Annotated in this window: 22 protein-coding genes; 7 read left to right on the top strand and 15 right to left on the bottom strand. The window is 61.9% G+C overall.

Annotation, left to right across the window (positions count from 1 at the left end):
• Positions 1-18: 18 nt before the first annotated feature.
• A complete protein-coding gene (locus B5V03_RS34470) occupies positions 19-1,305 on the bottom strand; it encodes a PBSX family phage terminase large subunit (RefSeq protein WP_129274812.1) in 1,287 nt (428 codons plus the stop codon).
• A gap of 17 nt (positions 1,306-1,322) precedes the next feature.
• On the bottom strand, positions 1,323-1,838 hold the full coding sequence (locus B5V03_RS34465) for a M23 family metallopeptidase (protein WP_245502442.1): 516 nt from the start codon (positions 1,836-1,838) through the stop codon (positions 1,323-1,325).
• A 183-nt stretch (positions 1,839-2,021) separates the two neighbouring features.
• Here B5V03_RS34465 and B5V03_RS34460 point away from each other — a divergent pair, with 183 nt between their 5' ends.
• Positions 2,022-2,483, top strand: coding sequence for a hypothetical protein (locus B5V03_RS34460; protein WP_129274810.1), 462 nt, complete (start codon positions 2,022-2,024; stop codon positions 2,481-2,483).
• A 34-nt stretch (positions 2,484-2,517) separates the two neighbouring features.
• On the opposite strand, the gene B5V03_RS34455 is transcribed toward B5V03_RS34460, so the two are convergent.
• Positions 2,518-2,844: a hypothetical protein gene (locus B5V03_RS34455; protein ID WP_433995365.1), complete on the bottom strand. Its 327-nt coding sequence runs from the start codon at positions 2,842-2,844 to the stop codon at positions 2,518-2,520.
• A 715-nt stretch (positions 2,845-3,559) separates the two neighbouring features.
• Between B5V03_RS34455 and B5V03_RS34445 the strand changes: the two genes are divergently transcribed.
• Complete coding sequence (locus tag B5V03_RS34445) at positions 3,560-5,104, top strand: FAD-dependent monooxygenase (RefSeq protein WP_129274807.1); 1,545 nt, start codon at positions 3,560-3,562, stop codon at positions 5,102-5,104.
• Positions 5,105-5,259: 155 nt separating this feature from the next.
• Here B5V03_RS34445 and B5V03_RS34440 read toward each other — a convergent pair whose 3' ends face one another.
• The 4 genes from B5V03_RS34440 to B5V03_RS34425 all read right to left on the bottom strand — a co-directional run bounded on the left by B5V03_RS34440 (position 5,260) and on the right by B5V03_RS34425 (position 9,500).
• On the bottom strand, positions 5,260-6,894 hold the full coding sequence (locus B5V03_RS34440) for a hypothetical protein (protein ID WP_129274806.1): 1,635 nt from the start codon (positions 6,892-6,894) through the stop codon (positions 5,260-5,262).
• A gap of 350 nt (positions 6,895-7,244) precedes the next feature.
• Positions 7,245-7,805, bottom strand: a complete 561-nt coding sequence (locus B5V03_RS34435; protein ID WP_245502426.1) for an imm11 family protein — start codon at positions 7,803-7,805, stop codon at positions 7,245-7,247.
• Between the two features lie 106 nt (positions 7,806-7,911).
• Complete coding sequence (locus tag B5V03_RS34430; RefSeq protein ID WP_164988476.1) at positions 7,912-8,544, bottom strand: imm11 family protein; 633 nt, start codon at positions 8,542-8,544, stop codon at positions 7,912-7,914.
• Between the two features lie 182 nt (positions 8,545-8,726).
• Complete coding sequence (locus B5V03_RS34425; protein WP_129274803.1) at positions 8,727-9,500, bottom strand: DUF4261 domain-containing protein; 774 nt, start codon at positions 9,498-9,500, stop codon at positions 8,727-8,729.
• A 101-nt stretch (positions 9,501-9,601) separates the two neighbouring features.
• On the opposite strand from B5V03_RS34425, the gene B5V03_RS34420 reads away from it, so the two are divergent.
• Entirely contained in the window at positions 9,602-9,859 is a 258-nt protein-coding gene (locus B5V03_RS34420) for a hypothetical protein (RefSeq protein WP_206736230.1), read from the top strand.
• A gap of 95 nt (positions 9,860-9,954) precedes the next feature.
• Here B5V03_RS34420 and B5V03_RS34415 read toward each other — a convergent pair whose 3' ends face one another.
• The 3 genes from B5V03_RS34415 to B5V03_RS34400 form a co-directional block, all read right to left on the bottom strand.
• Positions 9,955-10,212: a hypothetical protein gene (locus B5V03_RS34415; protein WP_129274802.1), complete on the bottom strand. Its 258-nt coding sequence runs from the start codon at positions 10,210-10,212 to the stop codon at positions 9,955-9,957.
• Between the two features lie 117 nt (positions 10,213-10,329).
• Positions 10,330-10,578 (bottom strand): hypothetical protein, encoded by a 249-nt coding sequence (locus B5V03_RS34410; RefSeq protein ID WP_129274801.1) that lies wholly within the window; start codon positions 10,576-10,578, stop codon positions 10,330-10,332.
• A 446-nt stretch (positions 10,579-11,024) separates the two neighbouring features.
• Entirely contained in the window at positions 11,025-11,273 is a 249-nt protein-coding gene (locus B5V03_RS34400; protein WP_129274799.1) for a hypothetical protein, read from the bottom strand.
• Positions 11,274-11,413: 140 nt separating this feature from the next.
• Here B5V03_RS34400 and B5V03_RS34395 point away from each other — a divergent pair, with 140 nt between their 5' ends.
• Positions 11,414-11,758 (top strand): response regulator, encoded by a 345-nt coding sequence (locus tag B5V03_RS34395; protein ID WP_129274798.1) that lies wholly within the window; start codon positions 11,414-11,416, stop codon positions 11,756-11,758.
• On the opposite strand, the gene B5V03_RS34390 is transcribed toward B5V03_RS34395, so the two are convergent.
• Positions 11,755-12,099, bottom strand: a complete 345-nt coding sequence (locus tag B5V03_RS34390) for a response regulator (protein WP_129274797.1) — start codon at positions 12,097-12,099, stop codon at positions 11,755-11,757. The genes B5V03_RS34395 and B5V03_RS34390 overlap by 4 nt on opposite strands.
• 215 nt (positions 12,100-12,314) lie before the next feature.
• On the opposite strand from B5V03_RS34390, the gene B5V03_RS34385 reads away from it, so the two are divergent.
• Positions 12,315-12,500: a hypothetical protein gene (locus B5V03_RS34385; RefSeq protein ID WP_129274796.1), complete on the top strand. Its 186-nt coding sequence runs from the start codon at positions 12,315-12,317 to the stop codon at positions 12,498-12,500.
• A 23-nt stretch (positions 12,501-12,523) separates the two neighbouring features.
• Here the strand turns inward: B5V03_RS34385 and B5V03_RS41830 are convergent, their stop codons facing one another.
• From B5V03_RS41830 to B5V03_RS34375, 3 genes are read right to left on the bottom strand one after another with little or no spacing between them, the layout of a single operon-like run.
• Positions 12,524-12,673, bottom strand: a complete 150-nt coding sequence (locus tag B5V03_RS41830) for a hypothetical protein (protein ID WP_164988475.1) — start codon at positions 12,671-12,673, stop codon at positions 12,524-12,526.
• Between the two features lie 30 nt (positions 12,674-12,703).
• Complete coding sequence (locus tag B5V03_RS34380) at positions 12,704-12,877, bottom strand: DUF3606 domain-containing protein (RefSeq protein ID WP_129274795.1); 174 nt, start codon at positions 12,875-12,877, stop codon at positions 12,704-12,706.
• A 49-nt stretch (positions 12,878-12,926) separates the two neighbouring features.
• Positions 12,927-13,634 (bottom strand): phytanoyl-CoA dioxygenase family protein, encoded by a 708-nt coding sequence (locus B5V03_RS34375; RefSeq protein WP_129274794.1) that lies wholly within the window; start codon positions 13,632-13,634, stop codon positions 12,927-12,929.
• Between the two features lie 290 nt (positions 13,635-13,924).
• Here B5V03_RS34375 and B5V03_RS34370 point away from each other — a divergent pair, with 290 nt between their 5' ends.
• Together B5V03_RS34370 and B5V03_RS34365 are read left to right on the top strand one after the other, a co-directional pair.
• Positions 13,925-15,211, top strand: coding sequence for an NRAMP family divalent metal transporter (locus B5V03_RS34370; RefSeq protein WP_129274793.1), 1,287 nt, complete (start codon positions 13,925-13,927; stop codon positions 15,209-15,211).
• A gap of 198 nt (positions 15,212-15,409) precedes the next feature.
• Positions 15,410-16,624, top strand: coding sequence for a mandelate racemase/muconate lactonizing enzyme family protein (locus tag B5V03_RS34365; RefSeq protein ID WP_129274792.1), 1,215 nt, complete (start codon positions 15,410-15,412; stop codon positions 16,622-16,624).
• A 5-nt stretch (positions 16,625-16,629) separates the two neighbouring features.
• Here the strand turns inward: B5V03_RS34365 and B5V03_RS34360 are convergent, their stop codons facing one another.
• Positions 16,630-16,914, bottom strand: a complete 285-nt coding sequence (locus B5V03_RS34360) for a hypothetical protein (RefSeq protein ID WP_129274791.1) — start codon at positions 16,912-16,914, stop codon at positions 16,630-16,632.
• Positions 16,915-16,966: the final 52 nt, after the last annotated feature.

Raw genomic sequence — 16,966 nt, 5'->3', positions numbered from 1 at the left:
TACCCTCGCCTCGTCGACTCACACCCATCCCTGCTCGACGTACCGGATCGGCCGGTTGAACGCAGTCGCCCTGCCCGGTTGCTCGTAGCAGATCGCCATCAATCCCAGCGCATCCGCGGAATGGCTCGACCAGTCGTGCTCGGGGCCGAGCCCGATGTTGCGCGTCTCGTCCTTGCGCTCGTGATAGAAGCCGAGCGCCTCGCGCCCAGGCTCGGTCGTCTCCGCGTTGAACCAGAGTTGCGGCCCGAGCCGGCGCAGTGCCTCGATCCGCATCATCGCGGCGCCCGGGCCCTGGTTCTTCACTGGCGGCTCGACCGTGAAGCCGGCCTCGCGCAAATGATCTTCATAGCGCTTGCCGGTGATATTGTTGGCGGCGATGCCGTCATGCGGCAAATAGAGGATGGCGCTATCATAGCCGCGCGAGCGCAGCCAGTTGACGTGAAACGCCAGCACCTGGCCGACACTCTCGTAATAGTCAAGAATGCGAATTTCGCTCCCGACCCACTGCACGACCCAGATCGTGAAGGCGTCCGCAGCGGCGCCCGCGCCGCCGATGTCGATGAAGGCGCGGAGCGGCAACAGCGGATCTGCAGCAACTTTCCCGATCCGCCCCTGCGCGCGCGCCTCTGACAGGAGTGTGGCGAAATAGGCGCCATCGAAGGCACGCGCATAGTCGCCCTCCCAGATGTGGTCGTATCGCTCCGGATAGAGTTTCTGGTCGAGCAACCGCTCCTCCTCGAGCACGTCCGGAAACCAGGGATTGTCGCGCCAGTTCGCTTTCACGACCACAGACCCATCCGGCCGGCGCCCGCGCAAAAAGTCGTCGATTGCATCGCTCTTGCGGCGCGGATTCCAGCTCGCCCAGAGCTCGGAGTCCTTTGCGCGGATCGTCGGCCGCAGCAGCGCGAGGCTGCGTGCGCTCAGCGACTGCGCCTCGTCAATCCAGGCGATGCGAAATCCCTCCAGTGACTTGATCGAGTCGGCCGTATGATCCTGAAGCCCGCGGAAGATGATGAGCCCGTCGCCGGGCGTCTCGATCTTGTCGCTGAAGAGCTTGAAGCCGTGGCCAAGACCAAGGTTTGCGATCTTGCTTTCGATCAGCCGCTTCGAGGACTGCGCCAGCGTCCGCTGCGCCTCCCGGATGCAGACCGCGAGCGTACCGCGCTCGGCCTGGCAGGTCTCGACGAGGAGCTCCCCGAAGAAATGCGATTTGCCTGAGCCACGCCCCCCGTAGACGCCCTTGTAGCGCGCGGACCTAAGTAACGGCTCGAAAATCTTGGCGGTTGGAATTTTCAGGATAGACAATGGATGCGCTCGCTCGCCTAGGGCAGGCCGCTGCGCCTGCGCCACATCGCCGACCAGTCCTCGTTGTCAGGAGTGTCGGTTTGTCCCTGCGGAGCTTGATTGACACCAGCAAGAACGCCACTCTGAGGATCGAGACGACGCCCAGCGGCATCGATCAATTGATAGTGTAGATGATGATCACCACTCTCCACGTATTTCTCGCGCACTCCCATGTTGCCCATCGTGCCGACCATCTGTCCCGCGACAACCCGATCGCCGACGCTGACATACTGCCTATGCGTGTGCAGCAATTCGTGTGACACGCCATCTGCATCCCTGATCGCTATTCGACCTGCAGATCCCTCGCCGGCATTCGTCACGATGCCATCGATTGGAGACTGCAATGCGGGATGCCTCAGATTGAGCCTCTGCTGCCCGTTCGACCCGACGTGGTAGTTCCCATCCACGCCACGATGGGGCGATGTGCCGCGGTCCCGAATTGCACCGTATGGGCTGGTGGTGTGTGGTTGAAAGCCGTCGGTTGGCGGCAACATTCGTCGCAGAGCATCTTCCCAGGACATATAAATTCACAATTCATTGAATGGATTGAGGCGAACCAAGCAATGCCAATTTGCACACTACTTGCTCAACCTGTGATGGATGCACTATTCTGGGGTTGCCCTCTAACAGCTCACCATCAGATCTTGTGCAGGAATAGATTCGTGAAACTGAATCAGATGCAGCGCTTCGTCTCGTTGTCGGCACTTGCCTCGCTTTTGCTGTCGTCCGCTGGTCCGCCTGCCCGCGCTCAGGAAGGCCCTAAGAGTGCGTCCGGTAAATGGCGCCCAAAGGACGGCACCTATGCAACGCCGGGCTCGAATTTCGATGCAAGATGCGGGGAGTACGGCGACACACAGATCGACTGGAACGACAATTTTATCTCGGGCGGCGAGGAGGGCTGCAAGATCACCAAATTATCGGATACCGCTCCCGGCAGCATCAGACTCGACGTGGTCTGCGATTCCGCTGACAGGGAAGGACATCCGTACAAGGAGATCATTCTCCTGAAGAAGATCGACGAGAAGACGATCTTTCTTCGCGAGACCCAGGACGGGAAATTTAAGCGCCCCGGCGGTTCGATGGCCTATTGTCCGGACAGCGCACAACGCATGTATAGCGACTCCAAGAAGAAGGGCTGATCTGAGCTCAGCCAATTTTTCACAGCCCGCGGGTTCAGGCGTCGCGCCCGGCAGCACCATCGCCCGAACTCCCGGGATACACGATGATACGCTCGATCCGGTGGATCAATTCCAGCACGCCGTCTTCGCCGTTCTCGATCGGTTGCGCGGCCTTACCCCAGCCGCGATCCAGGATCGCGTTGGCCGCCGAGACGCGGGCAGCAGGCGTCGCATCATCGCTGCGCATGATGCCGACCAGCACCCTGAGCGCGGTCCTGGTATGGCTGCGCGCGAGCGAGCGAATTTCGGTCAGGGTGCGCGCGCTGGACGTCTTCCGGCGCGCAGGCACACGGACCGGCTCGCTCACGACCTCGTATTCGATTTCCTCGCTCAAGCAAACGTCTCCCACAGCACGATCGCAACCAGGCCCGCGAGCGCGAGCGATATCAGATAGGCGGTCATCGTCTCTCCACACAGAAGGAAAATGCGCGGCAGATCGCGTGACGAAGCGCGATCGTTTCGGGCGCGAACCCTATCTCCGACAAGCCCGGAGGCCGCAGCGGCGCGGGCGAACAGCGCCCGGCGCCGCAAGGCCGGCACGTTCGCGCGTGCACGGGCCAGCAATGGTTCGGACGGCGGCACGCCGATTGGCGCTCCCTCAACGCGTATCAAGCGAGTGCGTGGCCGCGATGCGTGGGCCGCCGTCCGATTCCGAAAATTGGCAACGAAAAAACCCGCGGCGGATGCGTCCCGCGCGGGTGTTACGAACTTTTCGATGATGCCACTATGCCAGTGTTTTGCCCGACGGGTCAACCTTTATTTCGTTTTTTACGAAACATGACTTGGGGCCCTCCAGGGAAGCCAATTCCGCCCGGCGCGGAAATGAAAAAGCCCGCAAGCGGATTGTTCCGCGCGGGCTGACCCAAACTCTTTTCGATGATGCCATTCTGCCAGTGTTTTGCCCGACGTGTCAGACGCCGAAGGCAAATGGCGACGTCCTTCCTCCCACTTCAATATGTGGTGCGCAACGGGCTTGCTTCAAGTCCCCGGTGATCGCGTAGAACCCTCGCCCATCCAACAAGTCGAGGGGTCACGACATGCCTGTGTTGCTTCCGACGTCCCGGTCGCGCGGCCGCACTAAACGTATCCACGCGGGGAACCCGGCGCCGACCGACCACGCGATCGTCATCGCCGGCGGCGGACCGACCGGCCTGATGCTGGCCGCCGAGCTCGCGCTGGCGAATGTCGACGTCGCCGTCGTCGAGCGGCGCGCCAATCAGGAGCTGGTCGAGACGCGCGCCGGCGGACTGCACGCGCGCAGCATCGAGATCCTCGATCAGCGCGGTGTGGCCGACCGCTTTTTGCGCGAAGGACAGATCGTCCAGCTCGCCGGCTTCGCCTGGACGAGGCTCGACATCAGCGGTCTTCCCACCCGGCACGCTTATGGCGTCGCACTGCGGCAGAGCCACATCGAGCGCATTCTGGCCGATTGGGTCGAGGAGCTCGCGGTGCCGATCTATCGGGGTTCCGAGGTGACCGGCTTCGCCCAAGACGAAACCGGTGACGAGACCGGCATCGACGTTGCGCTGTCGGGCGGCCGGACATTGCGCGCAAACTATCTGGTCGGCTGTGACGGCGGCCGCAGCCTGGTGCGCAAGGCGGCCGGCATCGACTTCGTCGGTTCCGAGCCGACGCTCAGCAACCTCATGGCCGAGGTCGAGATGCGTGAGACGCCGGCATGGGGCCTGCGTCACGACGCACTCGGCTTTCATGGCCTCAGCAAGACCGAGAGCGGACGCGTGCTGGTCGTCGTGACGGAAGCCACGCTCGACCGTGCCGGTCAGCCCACGCTGACCGATCTCAGCGACGCGCTCATGGCCGTGTACGGCACCGACTTCGGCCTGCAAAATCCCGCCTGGATCTCCCGCTTCACCGATGTCACCCGGCAGGCTGCGTCGTACCGCAACGGGCGCGTCCTGCTCGCCGGCGATGCCGCGCACATCCATCACTCCGTCGGAGGCCAGGGCCTCAACACCGGCCTGCAGGACGCCGTCAACCTCGGCTGGAAGCTGGCACAGGTCGTCAAAGGCATCTCGTCCGACACCCTGCTGGACACCTATCATGCCGAACGCCATCCCGTCGCAGCGCGTGTGTTGCGCAGCACCATGGCGCAGATCGCCCTGCTCCGCCGCGGCGATGACGGCCTCAAGGCCGCGCGCGACATCGTCGCGGAGCTGCTCGGCATGGACGAAGCGCGAAGACGCTTCGGCGCGATGATGAGCGGTCTCGATATCAGCTACGATCTCGGCGAAGGGCATCCGTTGCTCGGACGCCGGATGCCTGATCTCGATGTGACGGTCGAAGGACAGAAGCTGCGACTATTCACGCTGCTGCACAGCGCGCGGGGCGTGCTGCTCAATTTCGGCGAGGCGAACGACTTCGACATCGCGCCCTGGGCAGATCGCGTCAGCATCGTCGACGCCGCCTGTGACGGCGCATGGGAGCTTCCGGCCATCGGTCCTGTCGCCGCGCCAGGCGCAGTGCTCGTGAGGCCTGACGGCCATGTGGCATGGGTGGGTGATGAGAGCCGACACGGACTCGAAGCGGCGCTGACGCGGTGGTTCGGACCGGCTGTAGCGTAGCGCACGAATGTCTCGTGCACCTCGAAACAAAAAAGCCCGCGGAATCCCGCGGGCTTGATCCGAACTTTTTTCGATGATGCCATTCTGCCAGCGTTTTGCACGACGTGTCAAACGACCGATCTCGAAAGGTACATGCACGGCGCGGTAACCAGTTTTCACTCCGGAGGAAGCAGTGGCCGTATCCAGCGCGAGAACCACTCCTCAGCGTCATTGCGTGGACTGCCTGGACCGTCCACCCCGAAGATCGGTGGCGGAATGAGGTAGCTCGGCTCATCCGCGAATACACCGATCGGCTTGCTTGTCTGCCGAGGCCGGCCGTCAGCGGTCGGCACGGTCCAGTTGCCAAACCGGTCGTTGAGTTCCGTGGAAGGCAGATGCGGCACCGGCGCGTTCCCCGATGTGAAGACGCTACCCGCGTTCGACGCATTGACGCGGGTGAGGCGGCGAACCTCCTCGGGCGCGACTGCGCCAGCGGGAGAAATGGCCGATGCTCCTGGCGCGACTTGGGCAGGCATGGTGCCGGCTTGCGTGTCCGTCCATTTTCCAAAACGATCGGCAAATGTACCGGCCTGCTCTGGCTCTGGACTAACGATCCTGCTCTCAGTTTGCGATGATCCTGATTGTCCGGCAGAACCGCCCCAACCATTATCCGAGCGTAGGCCAGGGAGTTTGACGTCGAACGCCTTGTAGGGACCCGCACCGCTGGAGAAGACGCTGCCATCTCCAACCTTGGTATCACTGGTGCGAGTTGCCGAGAAAGCGGGTCGGGTGAGAGCGCCAGCAGCTAAGCCTGCGAGCAAGGCGGCACCTAGGCCTTGTGTTCCAGGTACCATCATGGCTCCTGCACCAAGCACGCCGGCGACCATCAACAACGCAGAACCGTCATCAGGAGGCGCTTGCGGTCCAAGCACATACGATCCGTCAGAGAATGTGAGGGGCCGGCCTGTCTCTGGGTGGAATTGCAAGACTTGTGGCTCCCGGGCCGCGGCCGTACTGGGAGGCACTTCCGTGAGACGTTGCCAATCGGGATGGGGCACCGGAAATCCAGGTAATCCATAGGTCAGAGACGGATTGCTCGGCGTGAACCCTTCCGGCTGATTTAATCCTGCAAGCGAGGGCGGAATGAAACCGGGCAAGCGAGTGTCGACGAACGGAGGAACAAGTCCCGGAAGATCAGGAACAGGGCCGACAGGAGTGAAGTGCAGCGAGATAGGAGAGCCATCTCGGAGGCGCTTCAAGATATCAATTCTCTCTGCTACGTTGAGACCGCTGGTCGGGAACAGAAGCGGTGCATGCAAGGCTGCGCGCAGTTGACCGGCGTTGTTGAATTGGTCGACCGTCTCCTGCATCTGCTGGATCTGCGCTTGATAGTCGGCGGAATATTTCATCCAGTCCGCGAACCATTTTTTGTTTTCTTCATTTGCCTCTTCAGGCGTCTTTCCCTCCGGAGTATTGGCAAACAAATGGCCATTGGCCAGCGCATGCTTGCCAGCAGCAACAAGCCTGTCCATTTCGGAAGCCATTTCGTCCAGAGCATGTGCATCGCCCGCGAGAGCCGCATCGTATCTCGAAGACCGCTTGACGTTTTTCAAATACTCGCAGAATCCCTCATAGTACGTTCCGAGATGCCCTCCAGTATGCGGGCTCGAGCTGAGATCGGTCGCCAGCCCCTGACTGGGCGGCAATGCCATACGATTTCCAATCGCATCGTGATTGAAACGATCGGTCAGGAGCTCGATGACAGGATGATCTGCAAACAGCTGTGGCAAGACGTGATGAATTGGAAACATACAATCGCTACTTTCTGACGCACGCCGGCATCTGAGCTGTTCGTGATGACAGCCGGCAGCGCTGACCTGAAATGTTTGGTGGTGGCCGACCCAGAGAGCTGGCCGTTTTATTTGCGCGCTGCGGATTGATGAGGTCGCAGCGGGCAGACGCCGCCCCTCGGCATGCAAACGTATTCAACACCGACGTCTTTGAGCCGGTGTCACGACGGCAGCGATCTGCGCGGCCGAAGGAAATCGGGCGCTGGCGAGCGAAGGGCTGTGAGAGCGAGCCACTTGCGCGTCGGCCCACCAATGACCGAAGCGGTCAAGTCTTGTGCGAACTTCAATGCGAAATAATACGCGCGAACGGGCTAGTAGTTGCCGGAGGCATCGCGAAAGCCCAAGCCCCTCAAGCCAGCGGCTTTGCAGGCATCCTTCATTGCTTGATCACAGATGATTCTTGAACTCAGAAAGCGTAGCCGGAAGATATGAGCCGAGCCGATAGCTTCCTCTCTAAAGGCAAAGCTGGATAGCGCCATCGCATTGTAGTGCCGGTAGTCTGTGCCATCCTCCAGGATTTCGAGGTTCGACTTTTCCTCGTCGACGGCATCAAGCAGACGAACGATATCGCAAAGCCAATAGACGGGCGCATTTCCACTCAGCGACCGCGTTTCGCACCTCAGGAACGCCACACCCTCTCTATCCACGGCTTCCAGAACGCTTTTCATCCGAGTGGATACGAGCCAAAAGTCGTGAAAATGCTCGCAGTCGACGGGCGCCCGCCCAAGGGATTTGTCGATCAGGAACCGCGGCGTTTCGGAGAGCGTCGGGAAGCTTCGTTTGCCCCGCGGTGAATCCAGCACGCGGCCAGCGCCCAAGGCAGCGATATTCTCCAGCTGCAAACCCGGCCGCGTGCGAAGTCTGTAATCCATTCCGACACGATAAAGCTTTGGCGCCTTTGGCTTTCGCCTCTCGTTACGGGACACAGCCATAGAATTATCGCTCCCTACGCTTGTCCGCTTGGCTCAGCACACTTTCTCAGAGCTTTGAGGCGTCGCGAAACCGAATTCTCTTGAGACCTGCCGACTTGCAGGCATCTTTCAGGTCTTGATCGCATATGACGTCCGCCTCGCTATGAGCCATACGAAAGATATGCGCTTTGCCGATTTCGGCCTCCGTAAAGACCAGCTTGGAGCCCGGCATGGCCATGTAGACCTTCTTTCCAAAATCGAGCGAGCGAGCATCGTTCTCAATTCGGATGGTCAAACACGATTGTGATTCATCCAGCGCGTCGAGAACGCGAACAACATCGCAAAGCCAATAGTGCGGCCCACGGTAGCTGCCATGCGGTACTCGCACGTCGCATGGCACGAACACAAAGGCCTCGGGGTCAAGACGCTCCAAGACTGCCTTTGTCCGATCCGAAATCAGCCACCAGCGGTAGTAGGGCTCTAGGTCATACGGCAAGCTGCCCACCGATTTATCAAATACGAAAGGTGCACGCCCGGTAGAAGCTGGCAGACGAAATACCTCGTAGGGAGGCAGGATACTCTTGTCCTCTAGCCAATAGCCCGGCCTGCTTCCCACACTGTAGTCGGGACCCATTGCGTAATAGCGACGCTTTCGCGCTCTGGGCCGTTTCGCAATCGAAACTGACCTTTCATCACCCATGACGGTGTCCCGTGAACATCGTGCGCGCAGTGTACTAGCTGCCAACAATAAAGCCCGCGGCATTCCCCGCGGGCTTTTCTCCGAACTGATCTCGATGATGCCATTCTGCCAGTGTTTTGCCCGACGTGTCAAACGATCGATCCGAGCGGAACGCTCGCAACTCCTTTCGCGTCATCACACGCTCACGCCGCATGGTCGATACAGAAAAACACGGGCAAGCCACCGAATTGATCGGAGTTCCTGTAACGAACCGTGAAGCGCTCATGCGCGCTGCCGCCAAACGTGTCACCGTTTTTGACAACAGGTCCGTGCTCAACCAGATAGACGGCAAGACCGTCCACCTTGTTGATGAGTGTTGCAAGAGGCAGCTTGTGGGTCTCGAACTGAATTTCGCGTTCGCTGAATTCCGAAAGCCCCATCGTCACTGCGCCAATGCCCGTCTCTGACCGGAACGGGAGTATGTCGATCCACAGTGAGACCGGATAGCCGGGGTATGGCGCAAACGATCGGCTGGACATGTCCAGCCAAAGATCCGCGGGTCGAGCGACCTTGCCATTCCAGACCACGGCGCAACATTGCGGCATGGTCGCGATCAACGCGCCGATGACGGCCGTCGTCAGACGAGCGGTCGGCAATAGTTGCTGGTTCTTGCCGAGCACCGAAACGATCAGATGCCCCCGGTGCCGCGCCGCGACCGCCTTGGCTTGCGGCCATATCGTGGACGCGCGCGACCACAGGCCGGGATCCTCTGGAACGGGCGCCGGCATCGACATCACCGCAACAAGTTCGTTGCCGCAGCGAATGAGCGGCGAACCCTGGCGAGCTCCTTCCTCTCGGCCTCCTTCCACCTCCACCGGCAGCTCGGGATGTCGCGCGCGAATAGCCTCGGCAAGCGCGACCATGTCCGGGGTTGCTGGAGATTCCAACAAGACCAGGGCGAGAAAAGACTTACTCATCGGTCGCCTCAGAAATTACAGGCCGTGACTCATGATCGATCACGGTTCGCTCACAGGTTGAACATAGAACAAAACAGGAACAGTATCAACAAATCTGCGCCATGTTCGCTCTTTCAGTGTTTTGCGAGTTGCGCGAAATTCCCGCACGCCGGGGCGTCGCCGCGCTGCTGCTGAACCACATCGTGCGTGAAGCCGAGACGCGCGGGCTGAGCCGCCTCAGTCTCGAGACCGGAAGCGGCCCGGCATTCGAGCCGGCGCTGGCGCCGTATCGCAAAGATGGCTTCGCGAGCGGCGAAGCCTTTGCCAACTACCGGCCGAGCGCCTTCAACCAGTTCTGCACCCTGAAAATCTCGGCTTGACTGTCCGGTCGCCTCAAGCGTTCGGGTGTTATCCGGTGCGCCCGCGCTTGCCTTCGCTCGATAGTTCAGGCGCCGCGGGAGCGTCGATCCGGCAGCTAGGCGGCCTGCGGCAACGGCGACTTTCGCTCGACCCGCCCTTCCAGCATCGCGATCGAGTTTCGCAGATTGTCCCTGCGCGCCCGCAGCGTCAGGGCCAGCATCGAATAGGTGGGGCTGCCGGGATCGGCGCTCCCGCTTCGGCGCTCCTCCTCGGCAATATCGGCCTCGAGCATCTGGATCCGCCATTGCAGGTCGGAGATCAGGGCGTGGAGCTTCAGGGACGCGGTCGCTTCGAAACGGGACGGTGACTGCATGGGATCGCCTCAATCTGGATCAGCCCGAACGGCCGGGCCGGGATTAAGACGGAGTTCAGCAAGAGGGATGCCACTCGGGAAGCGACGCTGTTCAAGCGAACGAGGGCGACAGGCACCTTATTCGTCCGCGAGCTTGCCCTCGATATAGGCGTCCACCGTTTCGGCAAACGAGCGCTGCACACCGACCGCGGCGCCGTGCTGCTCCAGCGTGTCGCGCTGGAGCACGCGCAGGCCGCGCCCGCGCAGGCAGTCCGGCGCCGTGTTCAGATATTGATCGATGGCGCCCTTGGCGAGCGGGATCGCCTTCGGGTCGCCCCTCGCGATCAGCAGCCGCAGGAGGCTCTGGCACTCGGCCAAACCGGGCATGGGATCAGCGCCTCACGCCTGCCGCGATTTCGGCTTCGGCGGCTTGACGGGCTGGGTGTGGGTGCCGAACAGCATCAGCAGAAACGCGACTTCTTCCTTCGAACCGACCTGGATCATGATGATCTCCTTTTCGCTCCGTTGGTCGGGACGAGCGGGCGCGGCGTTCAGGACAATCGGGTTTCAGGATTGTTTCAGGACTGTTTCGTGGCCCCTCAGGGTCGAAGGGCCACCTGTCGCCGTATTGCAGAGTGCGGCAAACTCGGGCGGGAGTTGCGGGCGCGCCGCAAGGGCGCGTTTGCTTCGACGCCGGACCGGGCATCGGCAATCCATAGTCCTGGGCCCGCTTTGCAGCCAGCTCGCGATATGACTGCGCTTGCTTCACCAGTTGATCCCTGAAATCGGAGTCGGGCTCGTCCGCCGCCAAGGCTTCAAGCTGCGCCGCTCGCTCAGTCAGTAGTTTCACGTATCCCAATCATCCTTTGCCCGATCGCGCCTGGCGAAGCCGGGGCGGCACGACTGGACGTCAGCCAGCCATCGAACTGCGCTGCCGCTTCCGCTTGCTGCACGCGCTTCAGGAGGCGCTCACGCTCGGCGCCGGGCGGCAACAGCTCGGCTGCTTCTCGATATTTTGCCGCGTCCTCCAGAAGACGCTCCCTAAGGCTTTTCGAATGCTTCACGCGGCGGCGCTCAGCCATGCATTCCTCCCATCAACACGCTGCATTTCAAAAATTGCGAGGCTTGACCTATAAACGGATGATGTCATATCGGGTTCCTCAACAGGAACGTTATGCAATTCAGATCGCGTCAAACGCGACGGTGAGGGGCGGCAGCGCATATGGCTTCAGTATTGCTTATCGAGGACGACGCGCTCATTCGCATGATGGTCGCCGATATGTTGACCGAGTTAGGTCATACCATCGCGGGCGAGGCCGCCGATCTGGCAAGTGGGCTGAAGCTGGCGAGCGAAGCCGTTTTTGATGCCGCCATCCTGGACGTTCAACTCGGCGCTCACAGTTCTGAACCGATTGCCAAAGCCCTGCATCAGCGAGGCGTCCCGTTGGCCTTTGCGAGCGGTTATGGGGCGGAGGGGCTACCCCAGGAATTCAGGAATTGCCCTCACCTTCAAAAGCCTTTTCCGATCGAAGAGCTTGAACGTTGCATGGCGGCGCTGCTGCGCTAGCAAGCGCCGGTCGTCTGTTGCATGACGCGCGCCAGTTCATCCTCAGTGAACGGCTTCCGAATCATGGGAAATCCGTCCCGCCGTCGCTCGCGGCCGGATAGCTGCAAAACCTTTAGCCCCGGGCGAAGACGCGTCGCGCGCTCCGCAAGTTCATGGCCATCCATCCCCGGCATGTTGATGTCGGTGATGAGTATCGAAATTTGTTCGTTGTGATGAAGCGTGTCCAGAGCATCCGTGCCGTTGCCGGCGGTGATCACGGCACAGCCCAAATCTTCCAGCATGGTCGCGATCACGTCGAGCACGCCGGCATCATCATCAACAACGAGAACAGTTTGGCTCATGGTCAGGACCTCTGTCGGTTAACTTCAGTGCATTTGAGGGGTTCCGCTTCCGAGCCACGCGATTGGTTTCGTTCCGCCGGGCTTGCCGTTTACCCGACGGCACAAACTTTATTCAAATGCAGCACATCGGATTCGGCGGAATGAAATCTATTCGCGCCAGGCTGGGACATGCCGCCCGCGCGGGCGCTGATCGAGAAGCTTGGGAGAGACCTTCGATGTACTACGTCGCCGCTGCATTGCTGGTGCTGTCGGGACTGTTCTACTCCGCGAGCCATCACGAGCTCGGCCAGTTCGGCTCGGACGTCTGCCGCTATGGCAGCGCCTTCTGCGATAATCCGGTGGTCGTCTTCACCGGCGCGGCACTCGCCGCCGCCTGGGGCATGTTCGTCAGCATCAAGTAGCGGCCGGCGTCCGGCCGTGTCGCTCAGGTCTCGTTATTTTTGTAGCGCTCGCGCACGATGCTGTCGGCGACATGCCGCTCGGTGCGGCTGCGGTAGTGGTTGCGCAGCACGCCATAGATCAGCGCCACGAGCAGGATGAAGGCGCCGATGAAGAAGATGGCTTCCAGGCCCACGCTATCCTCCCTCAAATTGCGTTGAACGCGCTACCCCGCCAGCTCCTTGCGAACGGCGGCGGCCGAATTGCCGACCTTGTCGACGGCCTTTTGCAGCTCCTCCTTCGACACGCCGAGCGCGTGGGTCCAGTACTTGACCTCGAAGGCCTCGTGCATGTTGATCTTGCTGCGGTCCGGCTGCTCGCGCTTCGTCAGGCTGTCCATTGCGTCTCCTCCTCACCGAAGGCAAAACGCCGCCATGGACGGGCCGTTCCTAAACGGTCTGCCCGGGGACAAACACCTCGCTGGTGTCCATGCGCACGTTGCGAAGGGCGCGGCAGGCCTCCATGGTCGCGCGACTGCCCTCCGCCATGAAGTTCAGCAGCAGCGAACGTCGCCGCGCACCGGAGCGGTTGCAGGTCGCCCCGTGCGGGAGATCGGCGTCGAACACCAGAATGTCTCCCGCCTCGCCCGCCGTAATCAGGGACAGGGTCTCCTCCGGCACGCCTTGATCGGGAGCCCCCCGGTCGAGATGACGCGGGATCACGCGCGTGGCGCCGTTGTCCGGTCCGTAAGCATCGAGGAAGACCAATGCGGCCACGGCTTTCATGCCGGCGCCATCGCGATGCAACGGCTGGTGACCGCCGCCCTTCAGCGGTTCGCGGCCTTCGACCTGGGCGAGAAAGAACGGACCGGCCAGCATCTGCGCGCCCGCCGCCAGCAGCGGCGGCAGGCGGCAGGTCCGCTGCACCGTCGGATCGAGATCGACCAGGGCGTGGCGCCAGCCGGCGCCGCGCGGAGCGGCCCATTGGTCGCCGGCCCCGACACCCGCGTCGAAGGCAGCACGCAACGCATCGCGCCACGCCGCAGGGACTGCGCCCCGCAACAGCAGGTAACCGTCACGATCCAAGCTTGCAGCTTGCTCTGCGTTCAGCGGCTCGACCTTCGTGGCAGGCGGGGCAAGGCTCATGGGAAGGCTCATGGGAAGGCTCATGGCGCTCCCTACAATCTCAACGTGTTCTTAGCAAGAGCGTCGCGCAACGCCGCCGGCGAGCTGTCCGTCTCGGGCGGAAACAAACGAAAAGCCCGCGACCGGTGACGGCGCGGGCATCGACTGTTCTTTGCGATGATGCCCTTATACAACTGTTTTGCCCGACGGGTCAAGGACATTTCGCTAAATCGGAAATTTGCGGCAGGGGCATCGCGCCTGCTTCAGGAACTTTCGTTCCCTCGCAACATTTCCTTACAGACTTTGGCCCCTCGAGACCGTTCATGAGCGACAACGCCCTCGCCCCGACGAAGCCCGCACCGACACTGCTGCAAAGGCTGGGGCCGGGCCTCGTCACCGGGGCGGCCGATGACGATCCGTCGGGCATCGCCACCTATTCGCAGGCCGGCGCGCAATTCGGCTTCGGCCTGTTGTGGACGGTGTTCTTGACCACGCCGTTCATGATCGCCATTCAGCTCGTCAGCGCACGCATCGGCCGGGTCACCGGCAAGGGGCTGGCCGCGAACGTGATGCAGGTCGCGCCGCGCTGGGCGGTGCTGGCGCTCGTCGCCATGCTGGTCGCCGCGAACACGTTCAACATCGCGGCCGACATCGCCGCGATGGCCGAGGCGCTCTCGCTCGTCATCGGCGGTCTCGACCATGAGCACGCGCTGATCTTCGCAGCCGGCTCCACGCTGCTCCAGGTGTTCCTGCCCTACCGCCGCTATTCGCCGGTGCTGAAATTTTTGACGCTGGCGCTGTTCGCCTATGTCGCAACCGCCTTCACTGTGGAGATTCCGTGGAGCACGGCGCTGCTTGCCGCGGTGTGGCCGAAGGCCAATGTCAGCGCCGACTATCTCATGATGGTCGTCGCCGTGCTCGGCACCACCATCAGCCCCTATCTGTTCTTCTGGCAGGCCTCGCAGGAGGTCGAGGAGATGAACCAGGGCAAGCACGACAAGCCGCTTCGTGAGCTCAAGCGCGGCGGCGATCCGGAACTCGCGCGCATCCGCGCCGACACCATCGCCGGGATGCTGCTCTCCAACGGCATCGCCTTCTTCATCATCCTGACCACGGCGTCGGTGCTGCACGCCAATGGCGTCACCAACATCAATTCGGCAACGGAGGCCGCCGAAGCGCTGCGGCCGCTCGCCGGCGACTTCACCTTCGCCCTGTTCGCGCTCGGCATCATCGGTACGGGCCTGCTGGCGATCCCGGTGCTGGCGGGCTCTGCCGCTTACGGCGTTGCGGAGATTTTCGGCTGGCACGCTACGCTCGAGGCAAAGCCCGACGAGGCGGTCGGCTTCTATACGATCATCGCGGCCGCCACCGCGATCGGCTTCGGCCTCGGCTTCACCGGCATCAGCGCGATTCACATGCTGGTGTGGAGCGCCGTGCTCAACGGCATCGTCGCCGTTCCGATCATGGCGATGATGATGCTGATCGTCTCGAGCCGTGCGATCATGGGCCGCTTCAGGGCCCGGTCATGGCTGATCGCACTGGGCTGGCTCGGCACCGCGCTGATGGCGCTGGCCGTGCTCGCTCTGCTCGGCTCGTCCGCGATCGGCTGACTTTAACCTTACGACAGTGCTGCCGAGATCCGCGAGGCGATGACGAAGGCCGCGAACACGGCGGGGACGCTGATGAACCGCAGAAACTGGTCGGGCCGCAATGCTGCGGGCTTCACGCCGGTCCGTGGTTAGCCTAACAGTTGTGGCAAGGGCCGGGCTACAAGAAAAACAAAGTCCGGCCGGGCGACAGGGAGCGACATGACCAAATCATCAAAAGCAACAAGCATCGAAATCCTCGCCTGCGACGCCGGCTGGCGAAACTACCATTTCGTCAAGCTGACCACCGAAGACGGCGTCGTCGGCTGGAGCGAGTTTGACGAGGGCTTTGGTTCGCCCGGCGTCGGCGCCGCGATCCAGCGCCTGTCCGCCCGCGTGATCGGGCAGAACGTCTTCCAGCATGAGCGCATCTATGCCGAGCTGTTCGCGGCCACCCGCCCAGCGGCCGGCGGTGTCGTCGCCCAGGCGCTCGGCGCGATCGAGAATGCACTGCTCGATGCCAAGGCGAAGTGTCTCGGCGTCCCCTGCTATGAGCTGCTCGGCGGCAAGATCCGCGACCGCGTCAGGGTCTACTGGTCGCATTGCGCGACCTGGCGGATCAATCACCCCTCCTGGTACAAGCCGCCGATCGAAAACCTCGACGGCGTCAAGGCGATGGGCCGCGAGGTGCGCGAGAAGCAGTTCACCGCGCTCAAGACCAACATCTTCTCCTATGACGACGGCAGGCCGACCGGCTGGCGGCCGGGCTTCGGCTCCCCCTTCTCCCCCGAGATCAATGTCGACAGGAAAATCCTGCGCGACCTGCGCATGCATCTGGAAGCAATCCGGGACGGCGCGGGCTCCGACGTCGACATCCTGCTCGACTGCAACTTCAACGCCAAGACCGAGGGCTACCTGAAGATCCTGCGCACCATCGCGGATCTCGACATGTTCTGGATCGAGATCGACAGTTTTAATCCGGAAGCGCTCGGCTACATCCGCCGGCAAAGTCCGCACCCGATTTCATCTTGCGAGACGCTATTGGGCCTGCGGGAATTCCTGCCCTATTTCCATCAGCAGGCCATGGACGTCGCGATCATCGACACGCCCTGGAACGGCGTGTGGCAATCCATGAAGATCGCAGCCGCCGCAGAAGCGTTCGAAGTCAACGTCGCCCCGCACAATTTCTACGGCCATCTCTGCTCGATGATGAACGCGCATTTCTGCGCGGCGGTACCGAACCTGCGCATCATGGAGATCGATATCGATCGCCTCGCCTGGGATCGCGAGCTCTTCACGCACGAGCCGGAAATTCAGAATGGCCATCTGGTCATCCCGGACCGGCCCGGCTGGGGCACCGAGCCCAACGAGGAAGCGCTGCGCGCGCATCCGTCGAAGACGAGCGGCGGCCTGCTCAACTACGGCCGCAAAATCTGAGGTCCTTACGGCGTCACGGGGTTGACGGTCGGGGACGTCTTCGGCCCCGGCCGTTCCGGCTCGATCGGTGATTTGGGTTCGGTCGGAAGCACCTTGGCACCGGCCGCGTGCGCGGCTTCGCCTGTGGTCGCGTACATCGCAACATGAGCCGGTTGCGTCTTGGCCCGGTTCCACGGTCCGTGGTCAACGATCAGCATTGCTGCAATCGTCAAGCCGGCCACAATCAACGCGATCACGCCGGGATGGCGAAGCGCCGAGGACATGGAGTTTGCGAAGCGATCAGTTGCCATCGAATGATCCATATCTTTTCCTCTCGCGGGTTAATTCAAATGCGTCCCGCGA

Source organism: Bradyrhizobium betae, from assembly GCF_004123905.1.
Lineage (GTDB): Bacteria > Pseudomonadota > Alphaproteobacteria > Rhizobiales > Xanthobacteraceae > Bradyrhizobium > Bradyrhizobium betae_A.
Note: the sequence above shows the minus strand (reverse complement) of the source record. Positions and strands in the feature narration are given on the sequence as shown.

Excerpts from the sequence above, each read along its gene's own strand:
- B5V03_RS34465 (WP_245502442.1), bottom strand. The coding sequence starts at position 1,838 with ATGTTGCCGCCAACCGACGGCTTTCAACCACACACCACCAGCCCATAC.
- B5V03_RS34460 (WP_129274810.1), top strand. The coding sequence starts at position 2,022 with ATGCAGCGCTTCGTCTCGTTGTCGGCACTTGCCTCGCTTTTGCTGTCG.
- B5V03_RS34445 (WP_129274807.1), top strand. The coding sequence starts at position 3,560 with ATGCCTGTGTTGCTTCCGACGTCCCGGTCGCGCGGCCGCACTAAACGT.
- B5V03_RS34440 (WP_129274806.1), bottom strand. The coding sequence starts at position 6,894 with ATGTTTCCAATTCATCACGTCTTGCCACAGCTGTTTGCAGATCATCCT.
- B5V03_RS34435 (WP_245502426.1), bottom strand. The coding sequence starts at position 7,805 with ATGGATTACAGACTTCGCACGCGGCCGGGTTTGCAGCTGGAGAATATC.
- B5V03_RS34430 (WP_164988476.1), bottom strand. The coding sequence starts at position 8,544 with ATGGGTGATGAAAGGTCAGTTTCGATTGCGAAACGGCCCAGAGCGCGA.
- B5V03_RS34425 (WP_129274803.1), bottom strand. The coding sequence starts at position 9,500 with ATGAGTAAGTCTTTTCTCGCCCTGGTCTTGTTGGAATCTCCAGCAACC.
- B5V03_RS34420 (WP_206736230.1), top strand. The coding sequence starts at position 9,602 with ATGTTCGCTCTTTCAGTGTTTTGCGAGTTGCGCGAAATTCCCGCACGC.
- B5V03_RS34415 (WP_129274802.1), bottom strand. The coding sequence starts at position 10,212 with ATGCAGTCACCGTCCCGTTTCGAAGCGACCGCGTCCCTGAAGCTCCAC.
- B5V03_RS34410 (WP_129274801.1), bottom strand. The coding sequence starts at position 10,578 with ATGCCCGGTTTGGCCGAGTGCCAGAGCCTCCTGCGGCTGCTGATCGCG.
- B5V03_RS34400 (WP_129274799.1), bottom strand. The coding sequence starts at position 11,273 with ATGGCTGAGCGCCGCCGCGTGAAGCATTCGAAAAGCCTTAGGGAGCGT.
- B5V03_RS34395 (WP_129274798.1), top strand. The coding sequence starts at position 11,414 with ATGGCTTCAGTATTGCTTATCGAGGACGACGCGCTCATTCGCATGATG.
- B5V03_RS34390 (WP_129274797.1), bottom strand. The coding sequence starts at position 12,099 with ATGAGCCAAACTGTTCTCGTTGTTGATGATGATGCCGGCGTGCTCGAC.
- B5V03_RS34385 (WP_129274796.1), top strand. The coding sequence starts at position 12,315 with ATGTACTACGTCGCCGCTGCATTGCTGGTGCTGTCGGGACTGTTCTAC.
- B5V03_RS34380 (WP_129274795.1), bottom strand. The coding sequence starts at position 12,877 with ATGGACAGCCTGACGAAGCGCGAGCAGCCGGACCGCAGCAAGATCAAC.
- B5V03_RS34375 (WP_129274794.1), bottom strand. The coding sequence starts at position 13,634 with ATGAGCCTTCCCATGAGCCTTGCCCCGCCTGCCACGAAGGTCGAGCCG.
- B5V03_RS34370 (WP_129274793.1), top strand. The coding sequence starts at position 13,925 with ATGAGCGACAACGCCCTCGCCCCGACGAAGCCCGCACCGACACTGCTG.
- B5V03_RS34365 (WP_129274792.1), top strand. The coding sequence starts at position 15,410 with ATGACCAAATCATCAAAAGCAACAAGCATCGAAATCCTCGCCTGCGAC.
- B5V03_RS34360 (WP_129274791.1), bottom strand. The coding sequence starts at position 16,914 with ATGGCAACTGATCGCTTCGCAAACTCCATGTCCTCGGCGCTTCGCCAT.